This is a genomic window from Rathayibacter sp. PhB127 (assembly GCF_003751665.1).
Taxonomy (GTDB): domain Bacteria; phylum Actinomycetota; class Actinomycetes; order Actinomycetales; family Microbacteriaceae; genus Rathayibacter; species Rathayibacter festucae.
Genome location: NZ_RKHW01000001.1, coordinates 172,753 through 191,175 on the forward strand (window position 1 = coordinate 172,753; position 18,423 = coordinate 191,175).

Consider the following 18,423-nt stretch of genomic DNA (forward strand, 5'->3'; position numbering starts at 1 on the left):
CTACTCGTCGCGGTCGGTGTACTCGCCCTCGCCGGTGGAGTCGGGGCCGGAGCCCTCGGTGTCGACGTAGCTGCCCTTCTCGGTGCTCGACTCCTCGTGCGAGGAGGTGTCGACGTAGCTGCCCTCCCGCTCGCCGTCGGTGTGCGAGACGCCGTCGGTCTCGGTGTACTCGCCCTCGGTCGAGGTGTCGGTGCTGTGTCCGTCGGTGCTGTGTTCATCGGTGCTGTGTTCGTGGGTGCTGTGGCCGTCGGTGCCGTGGCCGCCCGCGTCGCCGTCCGCGAGGTGGCGGCCGCGTCGGGTCGTCTCCTCGGTCGTGCCGCCGCTCTCGGTGGTCGTGGTGGTCTCGAACTCGTCGTCGTGTGCCATGGCGGGGCTCCTCGCCTCATCGCGTCGGGTGGATGCAGTCGACGATCCTGCACCCGGTCCGCCGGTGCAAGCCGTCGCGGCTGCACATCCGCGCACCTTGACATCCGGCGCACGTCCGCGACACGTCGGCGTCCCGGCCGCTTCGCCGTTCCCCGCCCCGAGCGCAACTCCTGTCGCGACCCGTCCGCCGCCGCCTAGCCTCCGAGCATGACTGCACGGACTGCACGCACCCGCTGGAGCGTCATCGGCCAGCTCGGCCCCCTCTTCGACGACGGCGGCCCGATGCTGCTCGTCGAGGCCCGCTCGGCCTTCGGGCGGCGGCCGATGCACCGCGCGAAGGCGCAGCTGCTGCTCTCGGCCCTGCGTCACCGCGGCCGCGAGCTCGGCGACCGCGTCGAGTACGTCCGCGCCGAGACCTTCGCGGAGGGGCTCGCGGGCCGCGACGACCTCGAGGTGATCGACCCGCCGACCCGGGGCGGCCGCCGCCTCGCCCGCCGGCTGGGCATGAGCGTCTTGCCCAGCCGCGGCTTCGTCACGGAGGAGGAGGACTTCCGTGAGTGGGCGCTCGCGAAGTCCGGCAAGCGCCTCCTCCTCGAGGACTTCTACCGCTGGAGCCGCGAGCGCACCGGCGTGCTGATGCGCGGCGACCAGCCCGAGGGCGGCCGCTGGAACTACGACCACGACAACCGCAACCCGCCGCCCAAGGGCGCGTCGCGGCTCGGGCTGCCCGACCCGTGGTGGCCGGAGGAGGACGCCATCGACGAGGAGGTGCGCGCCGACCTCGCCCGCTGGGAGCGCGAGGGCGCGATCCGCCTCGTCGGCGAGGACGGCCCGCGCCGGTTCGCGGCGACCCCCGCGGAGGCGGAGGCGGCGCTCGCCGACTTCGTCTCGTCGCGGCTCGGCGACTTCGGCACCTATGAGGACGCGATGCTCTCCGGCGACTGGACGATGGCGCACTCGCTGCTGAGCGCCCCGCTCAACCTCGGCCTGCTCGATCCGCGCGCCGTGATCGACGCCGCCGCGGCCGAGCACGCCTCGGGCGGCGCCCCGCTCGCGAGCGTCGAGGGCTTCGTCCGGCAGATCCTCGGCTGGCGCGACTACGTCTGGCACCTCTACTGGCACCTCGGCCCGGACTACCGCGAGCGCAGCAATGCGCTCGGCGCGAAGGCCCCGCTGCCGCAGCAGCTGCTCGACCTCGATCCGGCCGGCATCGAGGCGAACTGCCTGCACGAGACCCTCGACGACGTGCGCCGGCACGGCTGGGCGCACCACATCCAGCGGCTGATGGTGCTCGGCAACTGGGGCCTGCAGCGCGGCTGGGACCCGGCCGAGCTGAACGACTGGTTCGTCGACGTCTTCGTCGACGGCACGGAGTGGGTGATGCCCGCGAACGTGATCGGCATGTCCCAGCACGCGGACGGCGGGATCGTCGCGACCAAGCCGTACTCCTCCGGCGGCGCCTACATCAACAAGATGTCGGACTACTGCGGCGGCTGCCGCTTCAACCCGAAGGTGCGCCTGGGCGAGAACGCCTGCCCGGTCACCGCCGGCTACTGGGCCTTCCTCGACCGCACCGAGCCCGTCCTCCGCGGCAACCACCGGATGGCCCAGCCCCTCGCGGGCCTGCGCGCCCTCTCCGACCGCGCCGCCGTCGTCGACCAGGAGCGCCACCGCGAGAGCTACTGACCCGCGGCCGGTCGAGCGGAGCGCTCCGCGCCCCTGCTGATCGAGTAGCCCGCGCAGTGGGCGTATCGAGATCCACGCGCGTCAGAGCCTCGGCGGCACGCCTGGTCACGATGGGTCTCGATACGCGCTGCGCGCTGCTCGACCAGCATGCGACGCGGGCCAGGTGATGTCGCCGACGTCCTCTCCCCTGCTGATCGAGCAGCCCGCGAAGCGGGCGTATCGAGATCCACCACCCGTCAGAACGGCGCGGGCACGTTGTCGAACCGGGGCCCCGGCGGCCGTTCGGGCGGCCGGCCGGGCAGCGGTGGTGGCCGGTTGCTGATCCGCCGGCCGGTGGGGCTCGTCCACTCGAGCGTCCCGTCGTCGTCGATCCGGTCGTAGCTCCACTGCTCTCCGTGCCGGACGTGGTGGTGGGACGTGCACAGCATGACGAGGTTCTCGAGGGAGGTCTCGCCGCCGTTGCGCCACTCGAGGGTGTGGTCGGCCTCGGCTGTGGAGGCCGTGCGGGTGCAGCCGGGGAAGCGGCAGGTCTGATCGCGGAGTTGGAGGTGCAGGCGCATCTGCGCGGGCGGGACGCGCCAGGTGCGGCCGACAGACACGACGGCGCCGGTGTCCTGATCGGTGAGGACGCGGGTGAAGGAGGCCGCCGTGCGGATCAGCTCGCGGGCGATCTCGGCGGGGACCGGCCCGAAGCCGTCGAGATCCGCAGGGGCGTCATCGAGACCCGCGGCGGTGGACACTGCGAGGGTCAGCCGCACCTCCGCGCGGACACCGGGGACGAAGGTCGGGTCGGGGCGATGCTCGGCGTTCGGCGTGGAGCCGGCGATGTCGCCGTCGCAGAGCAGGTCGACGGCGGCATCGGCGCTGAGCTGCTGAAGGGTGCGGGGGTCGCCGTCGTCGCGGAGGGTGCGGGCGATGCGGCGGAGTCGGTCGTAGGCGCCCGCCACTGCGGGCGCGGGAGCGTGGACGCAGAGCGTGGCCATCCCGTCGACGTCGGGCGTGACCCAGACGGCGCGGTCTTCCCGGGCGCGCGCGTGCCGTTCGGCGAGGGGCTGCTCGTGCAGCTCCTCGCGCCAGCGGCTGAGGGCGCGGCGCAGCTGGGTCGTCGTCATCGTGAGGGCGGCGTCGGCGGCGCGCTCGTCGAGTGCCGCGCGGGAGTTCTCCGGGAGGCTGCTCGCGGTCCTGCAGATCGCCTCGCCGGTGTCCCAGAGGATCCGCGCGTCACGGAGCAGCGCGCGGGTGAGCGGGAGGTGCTCCATCAGCATCTGGGCGGTCTCGAGGCGGCGGGAGACCTCCCGCTCGGAGACGCCGAGCGTCGCCGAGAGCTCGGCGCGGATGGAGCGCTCGACGAGATCTCGCGTCTCGCTCCGGGACGCGCCGCGGGCGAACGCCTCCGGGACGGTGAGGGCGACGCGGTAGCCGCGGTGCATCCGTTCTGCGGCCCTGAGGCGCGTCGGGGACGCGGCGCGCTCGGTGGCCGCGGAGTCGTCGAAGCAGTTGCGCACCTCCGCGAGTGCTGCTGCGTTCTCATCTTCTGACATACGCGTATTGAATCAGGGGCCACCGACAACCGGGTCGGAACCATGGGCTGATCGGGGACAACGTCGTCGGATCGCGAGTGTGGAGGAGACCCGCTCCCGAACCTGTCAGTGATGGTGGGTCTCGAGACGCCGCCGAAGGCGGTTACTCGACCAGCATGGGAGGGCCGCCGGAGGCGGCTGCTCGACCAGCATGAACGGCCGCCCTGCGGGGTGCTCGACCGGCTTGTGTCGCCTCTCTTGCTGGTCGAGTAGCGCGTGCAGCGCGCGTATCGAGACCCACTCGCGTCAGAAGGACGAGCCTGCAGACCGGCCTTGCTGATGACGGTGGGTCTCGATGCGCCCCTGTGGGGCTACTCGACCAGCATGTCCGCGAGCGTCTCTTCCCTGGAGAGGCACCGTCGTGAGAGGGGGAGATCCGTGAGGCGACCAGCGCCCCCGCGCCGCTCCGCCTAGCCCGCGCGGTACACCGACACGGTCACCGCGACCGTCACCGTCGTCGTCGACGAGCGGCCCGCCAGCAGCGCATCCACCGCCGCCGCGTCGACGTGGTGCGCGCTCGGCCCCATCAGCACCTCGGCCCGCAGCTCGCCGGGCGTCATCGCGACCGCGTAGTCCAGCTCCTCGCGCGCCACCCGCTCGAAGCCCTGCAGCTGGTCGTCCAGCCGCTCGGCCTTCCCCGCGTCGATGCCGAGCATCCCGAACACCGGGCGGATCTCGCCGAGGTGCCGCTCGCGCGGCGTCACCACGATCGCGACGCCGCCCGCCCGCAGCACCCGCCGCATCTCGGGCGCGTTCCGCGGCGCGAAGACGGTCAGCAGCGCGTCCGCGCAGCCGTCGGCGAGCGGCAGCGGCTGCCACAGGTCCGCCGTCGCCACCGCGGCCCGCGGATGCGCGCGCGCAGCCCGGCGCGCCGCCGCCGCCGACAGGTCCAGCCCCAGCCCGCTCGCCTCCAGCCGCGCCTCGAGGACCGCCGCGAGGTACGCGCCGGTCCCGCAGCCGAGGTCCACGACCAGCCGCGCGCCCGCCGGCACCGCCCCGGCGACCGCGTCCTGGATCGGCCGGTAATGCCCGGAGCTCAGGAGCACGTCGCGCGCCTGCACCATCGCCGCGGTGTCGCCCGAGGTCGCGTGCCGGCCGCGCAGCAGCGAGACGTAGCCCTGGCGCGCCAGATCCGCGCTGTGGCCGAGCGGGCAGCGCAGCAGGGTCGGCCGCGGCAGCGCGTCCGGCGCGAGCGGCGCCCCGCAGACCGGGCAGGCGAGCGCGGGCAGGACCGCCGACCCGGGGACGCCCGCAGGGTCGAAGGGGTGCCGGCTCACGCGGAGCGCCCCGGATCGCGGGGCACGGAGTCGAGCTGCTCCGGATCGTGCCGCATCGCCGTGATCGCCGAGTTCAGCGTCGCGATCACCGGCACCGCGAACAGCGCGCCGGCCAGCCCGGCCACCTCGAGCCCGGTCGCGACGCCCAGCACGACGGCCAGCGGATGCACCTTGACCGCCGAGCCGAGGATCAGCGGCTGCAGCACGTGCCCCTCCACCAGGTGCACGACGACGACGACGCCGATCATCACCAGCGCCGCCACCGGTCCGCTGAACAGCAGCGCGACGACCGCCGCGAGCGCCCCCGTCACGATCGCGCCGAGGAACGGCACGAAGGAGCCGAGGAACACCACGATCGCGATCGGCACGACCAGCGGCAGCTGCAGAGCGAGCGCGCCGATCCCGATGCCGATCGCGTTGATCGCCGCGACTCCGAGCTGCGCCCGGACGAACTGGCTGAGCGTCCGCCAGCCGGCCGCAGCCCCCGTGTCCAGCGGCAGGCGCGCGGCGCGCGGCATCAGGCGGAGGAACCAGGTCCAGATCCGCCGGCCGTCCAGCAGCAGGAAGATCAGCGAGAACAGGGTGAGCAGCGCGCCCGCGAACACCTCGGCCACCTGCGAGCCGACGGCGAGGGCTCCGGAGGCGATGGTCGACGCCTGGGTGTCGGCCCAGTCGATCGCCTTCTGCGCCCAGTCGCCGAGCTGCACGTCGGAGAAGCCGAGCGGCGGGCCCTGCAGCCAGGCCTCCACGTCGTCGACCGCGTCGAGCGCCCGTTGCCCGACACCGCCGAAGCCCGCGCGCGACTGGACGACGACGAGCCCGATGAGGCCGACCAGCGCGAGCAGGAGCGCGAGGATCGAGACGAGCACGGCCAGCGGGCGCGGCAGCCGCCAGCGCTCGAGCCGGTCGCGGAGCGGAGTGAGCAGCGCGGTGACCAGGATCGCGATCAGCACCGGCACCACGACGACCGGCACCAGCGCGACCAGCTTCACGACCAGCCAGAGCAGCGCCGCGACGGCCAGCACCCGCCAGCCCCAGGCGGCGGCGATCCGCATGCCGGGGGAGACGTCGTGCGGCGCGTCGCCGACGGCGTCCGGGGGAGTCGCGCCAGGAGGAGTCGCGCCAGGCGGAGTCGCGCCGGGAGGAGTCGCGGCCGGAGGGGTCGCCGTCGCGTCGCGTGTCCCGTCGCGCGGCCGGCGTCCTCGCATGTCCCCTCCGATTTCCTTCGCAGTGTACGACCGCGGCGGAGGACCTGCCCGGGAGTCCGGTACCGCAACGACGGATCCGGTTGCGAAACGACGAAGAAACTGACGTAATGGAGGCACTATGGCCCTCACGAGCACGGTTTTCGAACGATCCGCCCCCGATCCCACCGTCGTCGACGCCGCCCTGGCCGGCACGCGGCGCGGGGTGTTCTGGCTCGAGGACCCCGACGCCCCGCGCCCGGCCGTCGCCGGCGCCGTCCGCGCCGACCTGGTGGTCGTCGGCGGCGGCTACACCGGCCTGTGGAGCGCCCTGCGCGCGAAGGAGCGCGACCCGAGCCGCCGCGTGGTGCTGCTCGAGGCCCGCTCGCTCGGCTGGGCCGCCTCCGGTCGCAACGGCGGCTTCGTCGAGTCGAGCCTCACCCACGGCCGTGAGAACGGCCTCGCGCGCTGGCCCGCCGAGGCCGCCCGCCTCGAGGAGCTCGGGGTGCGGAACCTCGACGACATCGAGGCGACCGTCGCCCGCTACGGCATGGACTGCGACTTCGAGCGCACCGGCTCGCTCGCGGTAGCGGTGGAGGAGTACCAGGTCGGCCCGCTCGCGGACGGCGACGGTGTCGCGGGCGGCCGCTTCCTCGACACCGCGGAGGTGCGCGCCCTGGTCGACTCGCCGACCTTCCTGGCCGGCCTCGCGGCGCCCGCCGAGCAGTGCGCCCTGGTGCACCCCGGCAAGCTCGTCCGCGAGCTGGCGCGGGTCGCGGAGGAGCTCGGCGTCGAGATCCACGAGGACAGCCGCGTGCTCGGCCTCGAGCGCGACGGCGCCGGCGTGGTCGTCCGCACCGCGGGCGGCTCCGTGGCGGCGGATCAGGCGATCCTCGGCACCAGCGCCTTCCCGTCGCTGCTCGCGCGCACCCGGCTGATGACCGTCCCGGTCTACGACCACGTCCTGATGACCGAGCCGCTCGACGCCGCCCAGTTGGCCTCGATCGGCTGGACCGGCCGCGAGGGCCTCAGCGACGTCGCCAACCAGTTCCACTACTACCGCCGCACCGCCGACGACCGCATCCTCTGGGGCGGCTACGACGCCGTCTACCACCCGGGCGGCCGGATCCGCTCGGCCTACGAGGACCGCCCGGAGACCGACCGCGCCCTCGCCGCGCACTTCCTGACCACCTTCCCGCAACTCGAGGGCCTGCGCTTCAGCCACCGCTGGGCCGGGGTGATCGACACCAGCACCCGCTTCGCCGCCTTCTACGGCACCGCGCTCGCCGGTCGCGTCGCCTACGCCGCGGGCTACACCGGCCTCGGCGTCGGGACGACCGCCTTCGCGGCCGACGTGCTCCTCGACCTCCTGGCCGGCGAGCCGACCGAGCGGACCGAGCTGGAGATGGTCCGCAAGCGCCCGCTGCCGTTCCCGCCCGAGCCGTTCGCGACCGCGGGCATCCAGGCCACCCGCTGGTCGCTCGACCGCGCCGACCACGACGGCGGCCGGCGGAACCCGCTGCTGCGGACCCTCGACGCGCTCGGGCTGGGCTTCGACTCCTGATCGGCCCCGACTCCTGACGGCGCCCTCCGCCCGGTAGCGTGCTCTGCGGGGGCACCGTCAGGTGCGGGAGGGACACGGATGCTCGCGTCAGCGCTCGAGGTCCTGCTCGCGGTCGCCGGCGTCGCCGCCGGTGCGGTCCTCGTCGTCAGCGGCGTGCTGAAGCTCGGGCGGACGGAGCGGTTCCGCGCGAGCCTCGCCGCGCTCGGTCTGCCCGCCCGGCTCTCCGCGGGCCCGCTCTTCGCCCGCGCCTTCCCCGTCGTCGAGATCGCGCTCGGCCTCGCGATCCTGCTCACCCCGTCACCGCTGCACCGTGGCGCGCTGCTCGGCGCGGTCGCGGTCGACGTCGTCTTCCTCGTCGTCGCGATCCGGGCGGTCCGCGCCCCGGAGCCGGTCGAGTGCGAGTGCTTCGGCGGCCTCGGCGACGCCAGGATGACCGGCCGCACGGTCGCGCGGAACGCCGTCCTGCTCGCGCTGGCGCTCGCCGGGCTCGTCGGGGCCGGCGCACCGGCGGAGCTGCTCGTCCCCGGAGTCCCGGCGCTGATCGCCGTGCTGCTCGCTCTCGCACTCGTCCCGGTGCGCGACCGGCTCGCCGCGCGAGCACCCGCCGCCTCGACGCCTGCTCCGGCACCCGCGTCCCCGAGCGACATCGGCGACCTCGCCTTCCTCACCGCGGTCGGCGAGCCGATCGCCCTCGCCGAGTGGGCGGACCCGCCGACGCACCTCGTCTTCTTCTCGCCGTCCTGCATCTCCTGCCACGAGCTGGTCGAGCGCTTCCGCTGGTGGCCGAACGGCCTGCGGGAGGGAGAGGAGCTGATGCCCGTCTTCCTCGGCGCCCCCGCCGACTTCGCCGCCCACGAGGTGTTCGCCCCGCTCGTCGAGCACGCGCTCTACGACCCCGACCGGTCGATCGCCGCCGCCCTCGGCCGTGGCGCCACTCCGGGCCACGTGCTGCTGGACCCCGAGCACCCCCTCGGCGACGGCTGGAGCAGCGGCGCGTTCGAGATCGAGAAGCGGGTGCTCCGCCCCGACTTCTTCGAGGACGTCCGCCGCGGCGCGGTCGGACCCGCTTCCGACTCCGCTTCCGACTCCGCCTCCGACTCCGCCGGGCACGCGTGACCCCGCTCCTGATGGTGCTGGTCCTCGCGCTGGTCGTGATCGCCGGCGCCGCCGTCGTCGGCCCGCGCCTCGGCGTCGCGTCGCCGCTCGTGCTGGTCGGGATCGGGGTGGCCGCGAGCTTCCTGCCCGTCGTCGGTCCGATCGAGATCGAGCCGGAGTGGATCCTGGCCGGGGTGCTCCCGCCGCTGCTCTACTCGTCCGCGGTGTCGATGCCGGCGATGAACTTCCGCCGCGAGTTCGGTGCGATCAGCGGCCTCTCGGTGCTGCTGGTCGTCGGCACCTCGCTGGTGCTCGGCCTGTTCTTCCAGCTGGTCCTGCCGGATCTCGGCTTCGCCTGGGGCGTCGCGCTCGGCGCGATCGTCAGCCCCACGGACGCGGTGGCGACCTCGATCGTCAAGGGCACCTCCGTCTCGCGCCGGGTCGTCGCGATGCTCGACGGCGAGAGCCTGCTCAACGACGCGACGGCCCTGGTGCTGCTGCGCACCGCGATCGCGGCCGCCGCGGCGAGCTTCTCCTTCTGGGGCGCGCTCGGCTCGTTCGGCTACTCCGTGCTGATCGCGGGGATCGTCGGCGGTCTGGTCGGCTGGCTGAACCTGGCCGTGCGCCGCCGGGTCCAGGACCCGACGGTCAACACGATCCTGTCCTTCACCGTGCCCTTCCTCGCCTCCGTCCCGGCCGAGCTCCTCGGCGCCTCGGGACTGGTCGCGGCGGTCGTCGCCGGCGTCGTCACGGGCATCCGCGCGCCGCGCGAGCTCTCGCCGCAGAACCGCCTGTCCGACTCGCAGAACTGGCGGACGGTCGAGCTGGTGCTCGAGGGCACGGTGTTCCTCACGATGGGCCTGCAGGTCCGGGCGATCGTGACGAGCGTCGAGGAGGACCACGCCGGCGTCGGCCCGGCCGTGCTGATCGCGGCGGGCGCGCTACTGCTGACGATCCTGGTGCGGGCGGCCTACGTCGCCCCGCTGCTCGGCGTGCTGAGGAGCCGCGGCCGGCTGCGCGAGCGGATGCGCCCGCGCGTCGAGGGCCTGCAGGAGCAGATGGGCACCGAGGAGGGCCGCGAGGAGAGCCTGAAGCGGATCAGCCGCGGGCGCCGGTCGCCGACCGCCCGCGATCTCGAGCGCTTCGCCACCCGCCTGACCCGGATGCTCGCCGACATGGAGTACTTCGTCCGCGCGCCGCTCGGCTGGCGCGAGGGCACGGCCGTGGTGTGGGCCGGGATGCGCGGCGCCGTCACGGTCGCCGCCGCGCAGACCCTGCCCGAGGACACCCCGCAGCGCTCGGTCCTCGTGCTGATCGCGTTCGCGGTGGCCGCGCTGTCGCTGCTGCTGCAGGGCGGCACGGTCGGGCCGCTGCTGCGGGCCATCGCGCCGGACGTCGACGAGGCGGCCGAGGAGAAGGCCCGGGAGGAGGAGCGCACCCGCGTCTTCGCCCTCCTGCGCACCAGCGCCGAGGCCGTCCAGGAGCCGCCGCCCGCCCCGGACGCCCCGCGGACCGAGGCGTTCCTCCAGGCGCAGCGGCACCGGCTGGCCGTGATCGCGGCGCAGCGCTCCGACCTCCTCGACGCTCGCGACAACGGCACCTTCGACGCCGACGTCCTCGCCTCGGTCCTCGCCGCCCTCGACGCCTCGCAGATCGACCTCGAGATCCGCGCGCGCACCGCCCGCTGACGTCGCGTGCGTCAGGGGATCTCCCGTCGCTCCGTCTCCCGTCGTCCCCTCTCGGAGCGGAGCTCCTCCGTCCCGAAGCGCTCGACGGCGATCCAGCGGCCGTCCTCGTGCTTGCCGATGCGCCGTTCGACGAGCTCGGCCGCCCCGCTCGGCCGGCCGATCCGGTAGACGTCGAGCTGCGTCACCGCCGCGCAGCTCTCCGAGATCATGCGCGCCGAGCTCGCGCAGATCGAGCTGTCGTCGCCGTCGCGGTAGAGCGCATCGGTCACCTGCGCGGGCACCCACCGACCGCCGAGCACGAGGAGGTCCGGATCGCCCGGGTCGGCGATCCCGTCGACGGCGCACCGGTAGCCCCGCGCCCAGCGGTCCGCGACTCGAGCCTCCGTGACAGCGCGCGGGCCGTCGACGAGGACGACGCGGACGCGGTAGCCCTGCCCCTCGAGACGCTCGACGAGGTTTTTCCGGCGTCCGCGCTCGCGAGCGTCCCGTCGACGACGACGTTCTCGCCCCGTCGCACGGACTGGTCGCGGGCGCGCTTGATCACCATCGACGACTCCTCGTGCACGAGCGCTGCACGCTCGCGCGGCCAGACCTTCTCGCCGTCGGCCTCGACCGCGGCGACATCGGGAGGGGTGAGGTGGGACTCGTAGCTGCCGTCCTCCAGGGCGCGTCTGAGGAGGAGGTCCTTGACGTCGTCGGCATTGAGGATGCGCCAGTCGGCCGCGGTCGTCCGGGTGCTCGCCAGCAGTTCGTCCAGAGCCGTCGTCTTGCCCGCGCCGGGCGGGCCGGCCAGGAAGATCGCCTCGCGATCGCGACGCACGTCCGGAGCCCCCGCGCGGAGAGCCCGGATCATCTCCCTCTGCGCAGTGTCCCGGCCTGGGAGCGGCTGGCGGGTCTCCTGGTCGAACCACTCCGCATTCCGCTGGGAGGCGTGAGGGCTCTCCGCGCCGATCGCTCCGCCCGCAGTGGTCAGGGCCTGGAGGACCGCTCGGTGCTCCTCGACCCGATCGGTGACGCTGCTGCTACTCACCGTCGGTCTGGCGGAGGGACGCGGTCTGCGCCCTCAGGGCGTCGAGCGCAGCGGCGTAGACGTCCTCGTCGATCAGGTCGTCGAGTGACGCCGCCTGGACCTCGTCGAACGAGCCGGCGACGACATTGAGGAGATCCTCGTGGAGGCCGCCCGTCCTCGTCTCGGCCGTCACGTACTGCCAGGTCGTGAGCGCCTCGACGACCTGCTCGCGGGAGATCTCGCCGCGGGAGTAGCGCTCGGCGACGTGGTACGGCGAGCGGCCGAGCATCCGGCCCTCCGCGACGAGACCGAGGATCCTGCGACCCTTCGCCGCCCATCGGGAGACCTGCGGCTGAGACGCCCTGAGCTGACCCGCGATCTCGGTCTGCGAGACGCCGGAATCGGCCACCCGAGCGACCGCCGCGAGGAACTCGTCACTGCCGTGGTCGCGGCGTGTCCGTGCCCGAGCGAGCTCGCTGCGCCATTCCTTCGGGGGGATCACGTGCAGATCAGACATGCGCCACCACCTCCTATTCACGATTGTATGGTCGCGGGCCCGCCGGATCGAGGGCTGTCGCGCCACAGCCGGTTCCCTGCCGAGACCTCCGTGATCCCGGTCCTCCGCGCCGCTCGCAGGCGACCCGGTAGCCGCCCGAAACATGAGGGTCGTACGGTGAGCGCATGCGCGCAGAACTGACCCTCGGTGCGGAGGAGGAGCTCCACCTCATCGATCTCGAGTCGAGGCAGCTCTCCCCCCACGCCCCCCAGGTGCTCGCCCGGCTGCCGAAGGAGAGCTTCTCGGCCGAGCTGCAGCGGACCACGGTCGAGACGAACACCGCGGTGGTCGACTCGCTCGACGGGCTCCGGGAGCAGCTGATCTCGCTCCGGCGCGCGGTGATCGACGCCGCGGCTCCCGACGGCATCGGCATCGCGGCGGTCGGCACCGCGCCGCGCTCCGAGCACGGCGACTTCGAGCTCACCAGCACCGGCCGCTACGGACGCATGCAGGAGCAGTACCGGATGCTCGTGGACGAGCAGCTGATCTGCGGCACCCAGATCCACGTCGGCGTCTCCGACCGCGAGCTCGCCGTGCAGATCGCCCAGCGGATCGCCCGCGACCTGCCGGTGCTGCTCTCCGCCAGCGCGAGCAGCCCCTACTGGAACGGCCAGGACACCGGCTACGCCAGCATCCGCACGATCATCTGGCAGCGCTGGCCGAGCGCCGGCGCGACCGGGCCGCTGGAGTCCGCGGCGGAGTACGACCGCCTGCTCGACGACCTGATCGCCACCGGCGTCATCGCCGACTCGAAGATGGCCTACTTCGACGTCCGCCCCTCCTCGCACGCGCCGGCCCTGGAGCTGCGGGTCTGCGACGCGATGCCGATCGTCGACGACGCGGTGCTGATCGCCGGGCTCTTCCGCGGCCTCGTCCGCACCGCCGAGCTCGACATCGAGGCGGGCCGCCCGTTCCGGCACACGCCGCCGCCGATCCAGCGCGCCGCCACCTGGCAGGCCGCCCGCGGCGGTCTCTCCGGTCCGCTGCTCGACCACACCGAGCACCCCCGCCCCGTCCCCGCCGCCGAGGCGCTCCGCAGCCTGATCGCCCGGCTCCAGCCGGCGCTGGACGAGCTCGGCGACCTGGAGCAGGTGCGCGCGCTCGCCGAGACGCTGATCGCGCGCGGCAACTCCGCCGACCGCCAGCGCGCCGTCCTCGCCGAGCGCGGGACGCTCGACGCCGTGGTCGACGCCGTCGTCGCCGAGACTCACGGCCCGGCGAGCGGCCCGATCCTGCCCGCCCCGAGCCTGCGCACCTACCGCGTCCGCGCCGGCGACGAGGCCGTCGCGACCGGCGGCCGCGCGAAGAGCGCCTACCAGCCGATCCTCGAGCACTTCCGCGGCCTCGGCCCCGAGCGGCTCGAGACTCTGCACGAGTCGCGCGACCGGCTCGTCGAGCAGGCCGGGCTCACCTTCCGAGTCGGCGAGGAGGACCGGCCGTTCCCGGTCGACCTCGTCCCGCGCGTGCTCCAGGCCCACGAGTGGAGTGAGCTCGCGGCCGGGCTCGAGCAGCGCGCCCGCGCCCTCGAGTGCTTCCTGCAGGACGTCTACGGCGAGGGCCGGGCGGTGCGGGCCGGCGTGGTCCGCGATCTGCGCGGCGCGCCGGGCTGGAGCGAGGACGCCGCGCGGCTGCCCGCCGGCACCGTGCGCGGCGCGGTGATGGGCTTCGACCTGGTCCGCAACGAGTTCGGCGGCTGGCGGGTGCTGGAGGACAACCTCCGGAACCCCAGCGGCCTGGCCTACGCGCTGGGCATCCGCGCACTGCTCGACGACGTGCTGCCCGATCTGCCGCGCCCCGCGGGCCTGCTCGACGCGTCGACGGCGCTCGCCGGACTGCGCGCGACGCTCGCCCACGGGACGAAGCGCGCCGACCCGGTGCTCGGGCTGCTCTCGAGCGGGGCGTCGAGCTCGGCCTGGTTCGAGCACCGCCGCCTCGCCGAGGGCGCCGGGCTCCTGCTGCTCGAGGCCGGCGACCTCACCGTCGAGGGCGGCCGCGTCCTGGCCGGCGGCACGGTCGTCGACGCGCTCTATCTGCGGCTCGACGTCGAGCTGGCCGACCTCGTCGCCGGCGACCGCGCGATCGGCCGCGAGATCCTCGAGGTCGCGGCGGCCGGCGACGTGTACCTGGCGAACGCGCCCGGCAACGGCGTCGCGGACGACAAGGCCCTCTACTGCGCGGTCCCCGAGTTGATCGGCTACTACCTCGACGAGCGCCCGCTGCTCGAGTCCGTGCCGACCTACCGCCCCGAGGACGAGGCCGAGCGCCGGATCGTGCTCGAGCGGGTCGGCGAGCTGGTCACCAAGCCGGTCGACGGCTTCGGCGGCCGCGGCGTGATGATCGGCCCGTCGGCCCCCGCGGCGCGGGTCGCCGAGCGGCGCGCCGAGATCGCGGCGGACCCGGGCGCCTGGGTCGCCCAGGAGGTGGTCCGGCTCTCCTCGCTGCCCGCCTTCTCGGGCACCGACCTGCAGCCGCGGCACGTCGACCTGCGCGCCTTCGTCTTCGTCACCGGCACCGGGCCCGGCGACGTCCGCCTCGCCGACCTCGCGCTCACCCGCGTGGCGGCGGAGGGCAGCATGATCGTCAACTCCTCGCGCGGCGGCGGCGCGAAGGACACCTGGATCGTCGGAGGCTGAGATGTGCGGCATCGCGGGCGAGATCCGGTTCGACGGCGCGCGCGCCGACATCGGCGCCGTCGACCGGATGACCGGCTGCCTCGTGCACCGCGGCCCGGACGGCGACGGGCTCTGGGCGGCCGGGCCGGTCGCGCTCGGGCACCGGCGGCTGGCGATCATCGACCTCTCCGCGGCCGGCGCGCAGCCGATGGTCGACGCCGCTCTCGGCCTGACGATCGTCTTCAACGGCTGCATCTACAACCACCGGGAGCTGCGCGCCGAGCTGGAGGGGAAGGGGCACCGCTTCTTCTCGCACTCCGACACCGAGGTGATCGGCAAGGCCTACGCCCAGTGGGGCGAGGACTGCGTCGACCATCTGCTCGGCATGTTCGCCTTCGCGATCGTCGAGCGCGAGTCCGGCCGGGTGGTGCTGGCGCGCGACCGCCTGGGCATCAAGCCGCTCTACCTCGACGAGACCCGCGAGCGGATCCGCTTCGCCTCGACGGTCCAGTCCTTGCTCGCGGCCGGCGGCGTCGACACCTCGATCGACCGCACCGCGCTGATGCTCTATCTGAGCTTCCACTCGGTCGTGCCCGCGCCGCGCACGATCCTCGCCGGCGTCACCAAGCTGCCGCCGGCGACCGTGCGCGTGATCGAGCCCGACGGCACGAGCCGCGAGCGCGTCTACTGGGAGCCGGTCTTCGCCCGGGATCCCGACCGCGCCGCCTGGAGCGAGCGCGACTGGCAGGAGGCGCTGCTCGCGTCCTTCCGCACCGCCGTCTCGCGCCGGATGGTCGCGGACGTGCCGGTCGGCGTGCTGCTCTCCGGCGGCATCGACTCCAGCCTGATCGTGGCGCTGCTCGCCGAGGCCGGCCAGACCGGGCTGCAGACCTTCTCGATCGGCTTCGACGCGGCGGGCGGCGAGTCCGGCGACGAGTTCGAGTACTCCAGCCTGGTCGCGGAGCGCTTCGGCACGGACCACCACCGCCTGCCGATCGACTCCGCGCGGCTGCTGCCCGGGATCGACGCCGCGGTCGGCGCGATGAGCGAGCCGATGGTCTCGCACGACGCCGTCGCCTTCCACCTGCTCAGCGAGGACGTCTCGCGGCACGTCAAGGTCGTGCAGTCGGGTCAGGGCGCCGACGAGGTGCTCGGCGGCTACGACTGGTACCCGCCCCTGGCTCGGGTGCCGCGCGAGCGCGCCGTCGAGGCCTACGCGGACGTCTTCGTCGACCGCCCCTTCTCCGCGCTGCAGGCGCTGCTGGCCCCCGCCTGGCGCGGGGACCCCGATGCCGCGACCGCCCTCCTCGCCGAGCGCTTCGCCCGCCCCGGCGCCGACACGGCCGTGGACGCGGCGCTGCGCAACGACACCGCGGTCATGCTGGTCGACGACCCGGTGAAGCGGGTCGACAACATGACCATGGCCTGGGGCCTGGAGGCGCGCGTGCCGTTCCTCGACCACGAGTTCGTCGAATTGGTCGGCACGATCCCGCCGGAGCTCAAGCTCGCCGACGGCGGCAAGGGGATCCTCAAGCGGGCTGTCCGCGGCATCGTCCCGGACGAGGTGATCGACCGCACCAAGGGCTCGTTCCCGGTGCCGGCGATCCGCCAGCTGGAGGGGCCCTACCTGGAACGGGTGCGGGCGGCGCTGACCGACCCCGCCGCGCGGCGCCGCGGCGTCTTCGATCCCGCGACAGTCGATGCGCTGCTGGCCGACCCGAACGCGACCCGCACCCGCCTGGGCTCGAACGAGCTCTGGCAGCTCGCCCTGCTCGAGATGTGGCTCCAGGAGCACGGCGTCGGCTGAGCGGTGCCGGAGGATGGAGGCATGACGCTTCCGCTCACCGATCCGCTGCAGGCCGACCGTCTGGATGCCGCCGAGGAGCTCGCGCTCGGACTCGTGCACGCCTGGGGCAGCTGGGGTCCGACGATGACCCCGGACGCCGCCCGCGTCGCCTTCCTCAGCGATCGCGGCGGGTCGCCGGAGGTCTGGGTGCAGGACGTCGTCGTCGGGGCCGAGCCGAGCGAGGCGCGCCGCATCGCGCTCACGGAGGATCCGGTGCTCGAGGTCTCCTGGTCCGCCGACTCCGCCTGGCTGGCCTGCCTCGTCGCGACCGACGGCGGGGTGCGCAGCCAGGTCTGGGTGGTCCGCCCCGACGGCTCGGACGCCCGCCGCATCGCCGGCTCCCGCGACGCCCACGCCGAGCTCGGGCCGTGGACGCGCAGCGGGCACCACGTCGTCGTCACGATCCCGTCGGCCGAGCCGGAGCAGCCGACACGCTCCTTCCTGGTCGACCCGGTGACGGGCGAGCGGAAGCCGCTCGTCGACGGCGACCTGATCTCGGTGCTCGACCTCTCGGTGGAGGAGCGCCTCGTCGTGGTCCGCGACGGCCAGCGCGGCCAGCAGTACTGCGTGGTCGTCGACCGGCTGACGAACGAGAACCACGCGCTCCTGCCCGACTCGGGCACCGGATCCACGGACGTCGCGCTGCTGCGCCCCTCGCCGCTGCACGACACCGAGAGCCCGATGGTCGCCTACCTCGCGACCGACGTCGACCTTCCGCGGCGCCAGCTCGTCGCGATGCCGCTCGGCCCGGACGGCTGGCGCGGCCGGATCCGCCGCCTCGCCGCCCGCGACGACGCCGAGCTCGAGGGCCTGGACGCCGACGACGCCGGCCGGATGCTGATGCTGGTCTGGAACGTCGCGGGCTCGAGCGAGATCGAGCTGCTCGACACCACCACCGGCGCGCGGGTCCCGGTCGCCGGGCTCCCGGGGCTGGTGGCGACGACGCCGGTGCTCTCCCGCGACGGCGGCGCGGTGATCCTGGGCGTCGAGGGCCCGGAGCGCCCGCGCGAGCTGTGGCGGCTGGACACGGCGACCCACGAGTGGTCCCGGATCACCGGGGTGCCGACGCTCGACGCACCGCCGCTGATCGTGCCGACCCTCGAGCGCTTCGCGGGCCGCGACGGCCTCGCGCTCTCCGGCTGGCTCTACCGCGCGCCCGGGGCGACGGGGCCGGGAGCGGCGATGCTCAGCCTGCACGGCGGTCCGGAGTCGCAGGAGCGGCCCACCTTCTCCGCCCAGCACCAGGCCGTGGCCGCCGCGGGGATCACCGTCTTCGCGCCGAACGTCCGCGGCTCCTCGGGCTTCGGCCGCGACTTCGTGCACGCCGACGACGTGGAGAAGCGCCGCGGCGCCTTCGACGACGTCCTCGCCGCCGCCGCGCACCTCGTCGACGCCGGGATCGCCGACCCGGCGCGGATCGCCGTCACCGGCCGCTCCTACGGCGGCTACCTCACGCTCGCGTCGCTCGCCTTCTCGCCCGGCGTCTTCGCCGCCGGCGTCGACATCTGCGGGATGTCGCACCTGCAGACCTTCTACCGCGACACCGAGCCGTGGATCGCCTCCGCCGCCATGACCAAGTACGGCCACCCCGAGCACGACGGGGAGCTGCTGGAGGAGCTGTCGCCGCTGAACGCCGCCGACGCGATCGACGTGCCGCTGCTCGTCGTGCACGGCGAGCTCGACACCAACGTCCCGCTCGGCGAGGCCCGGCAGATCGTCGCGGCGCTCGAGGAGCTCGGCCGCCCGGTCCGCTACCTCCAGCTGGACGGCGAGGGCCACGAGTACCGCCGCGCCGACTCGAAGGAGGCGCTGCTGCGCGAGCTCCTGCACTTCCTCACCGAGGCCCTCGCCGCCCCGCCCTCCATGCCGGTCGAGTAGCCCCGCAGGGGCGTATCGAGACCCGCCGTCATCAGCAGGACGGGTCTGCAGACTCGTCCTTCGGGCGCCGGTGGATCTCGAT

General features: G+C 74.2%; 14 protein-coding genes. 7 read left to right on the top strand and 7 right to left on the bottom strand.

Annotated features, from left to right (window positions below; all coding sequences use genetic code 11):
• A complete protein-coding gene (locus EDF22_RS00895; RefSeq protein WP_123701701.1) occupies window positions 1-366 on the bottom strand; it encodes a hypothetical protein in 366 nt (121 codons plus the stop codon).
• Window positions 367-573: 207 nt separating this feature from the next.
• Between EDF22_RS00895 and EDF22_RS00900 the strand changes: the two genes are divergently transcribed.
• A complete protein-coding gene (locus EDF22_RS00900; protein WP_123701703.1) occupies window positions 574-2,052 on the top strand; it encodes a cryptochrome/photolyase family protein in 1,479 nt (492 codons plus the stop codon).
• Window positions 2,053-2,288: 236 nt separating this feature from the next.
• Here the strand turns inward: EDF22_RS00900 and EDF22_RS00905 are convergent, their stop codons facing one another.
• From EDF22_RS00905 to EDF22_RS00915, 3 genes are all read right to left on the bottom strand, one after another.
• Complete coding sequence (locus EDF22_RS00905) at window positions 2,289-3,593, bottom strand: HNH endonuclease signature motif containing protein (protein ID WP_123701705.1); 1,305 nt, start codon at window positions 3,591-3,593, stop codon at window positions 2,289-2,291.
• Between the two features lie 449 nt (window positions 3,594-4,042).
• Entirely contained in the window at window positions 4,043-4,909 is an 867-nt protein-coding gene (locus EDF22_RS00910; RefSeq protein ID WP_123701707.1) for a methyltransferase domain-containing protein, read from the bottom strand.
• On the bottom strand, window positions 4,906-6,117 hold the full coding sequence (locus EDF22_RS00915; protein ID WP_123701709.1) for an AI-2E family transporter: 1,212 nt from the start codon (window positions 6,115-6,117) through the stop codon (window positions 4,906-4,908). The genes EDF22_RS00910 and EDF22_RS00915 overlap by 4 nt, the downstream gene beginning before the upstream one ends.
• A gap of 118 nt (window positions 6,118-6,235) precedes the next feature.
• On the opposite strand from EDF22_RS00915, the gene EDF22_RS00920 reads away from it, so the two are divergent.
• The 3 genes from EDF22_RS00920 (at window position 6,236) to EDF22_RS00930 (ending at window position 10,440) form a co-directional block, all read left to right on the top strand.
• On the top strand, window positions 6,236-7,657 hold the full coding sequence (locus EDF22_RS00920; RefSeq protein WP_123701710.1) for an FAD-binding oxidoreductase: 1,422 nt from the start codon (window positions 6,236-6,238) through the stop codon (window positions 7,655-7,657).
• Between the two features lie 78 nt (window positions 7,658-7,735).
• The gene (locus EDF22_RS20620) at window positions 7,736-8,773 is read left to right on the top strand and encodes a MauE/DoxX family redox-associated membrane protein (protein ID WP_185038644.1); all 1,038 of its coding nucleotides are present in this window, start codon (window positions 7,736-7,738) and stop codon (window positions 8,771-8,773) included.
• Window positions 8,774-8,784: 11 nt separating this feature from the next.
• A complete protein-coding gene (locus EDF22_RS00930) occupies window positions 8,785-10,440 on the top strand; it encodes a sodium:proton antiporter (protein WP_397460146.1) in 1,656 nt (551 codons plus the stop codon).
• Window positions 10,441-10,451: 11 nt separating this feature from the next.
• Here EDF22_RS00930 and EDF22_RS00935 read toward each other — a convergent pair whose 3' ends face one another.
• The 3 genes from EDF22_RS00935 to EDF22_RS00945 form a co-directional block, all read right to left on the bottom strand.
• Window positions 10,452-10,721, bottom strand: a complete 270-nt coding sequence (locus tag EDF22_RS00935; RefSeq protein ID WP_148059071.1) for a hypothetical protein — start codon at window positions 10,719-10,721, stop codon at window positions 10,452-10,454.
• Window positions 10,706-11,260: a zeta toxin family protein gene (locus tag EDF22_RS00940; protein ID WP_185038646.1), complete on the bottom strand. Its 555-nt coding sequence runs from the start codon at window positions 11,258-11,260 to the stop codon at window positions 10,706-10,708. The genes EDF22_RS00935 and EDF22_RS00940 overlap by 16 nt, the downstream gene beginning before the upstream one ends.
• A gap of 202 nt (window positions 11,261-11,462) precedes the next feature.
• Complete coding sequence (locus tag EDF22_RS00945) at window positions 11,463-11,966, bottom strand: hypothetical protein (RefSeq protein ID WP_123701718.1); 504 nt, start codon at window positions 11,964-11,966, stop codon at window positions 11,463-11,465.
• 164 nt (window positions 11,967-12,130) lie between these two features.
• Between EDF22_RS00945 and EDF22_RS00950 the strand changes: the two genes are divergently transcribed.
• Genes EDF22_RS00950 through EDF22_RS00960 form a run of 3 tightly spaced genes read left to right on the top strand, consistent with a single transcriptional unit; the run spans window position 12,131 to window position 18,341 of the window.
• Window positions 12,131-14,638: a glutamate--cysteine ligase gene (locus EDF22_RS00950; protein ID WP_123701720.1), complete on the top strand. Its 2,508-nt coding sequence runs from the start codon at window positions 12,131-12,133 to the stop codon at window positions 14,636-14,638.
• 1 nt (window position 14,639) lies between these two features.
• Entirely contained in the window at window positions 14,640-16,424 is a 1,785-nt protein-coding gene (locus tag EDF22_RS00955) for an N-acetylglutaminylglutamine amidotransferase (RefSeq protein WP_123701722.1), read from the top strand.
• 21 nt (window positions 16,425-16,445) lie between these two features.
• Window positions 16,446-18,341, top strand: coding sequence for a S9 family peptidase (locus tag EDF22_RS00960; RefSeq protein WP_123701724.1), 1,896 nt, complete (start codon window positions 16,446-16,448; stop codon window positions 18,339-18,341).
• Window positions 18,342-18,423: the final 82 nt, after the last annotated feature.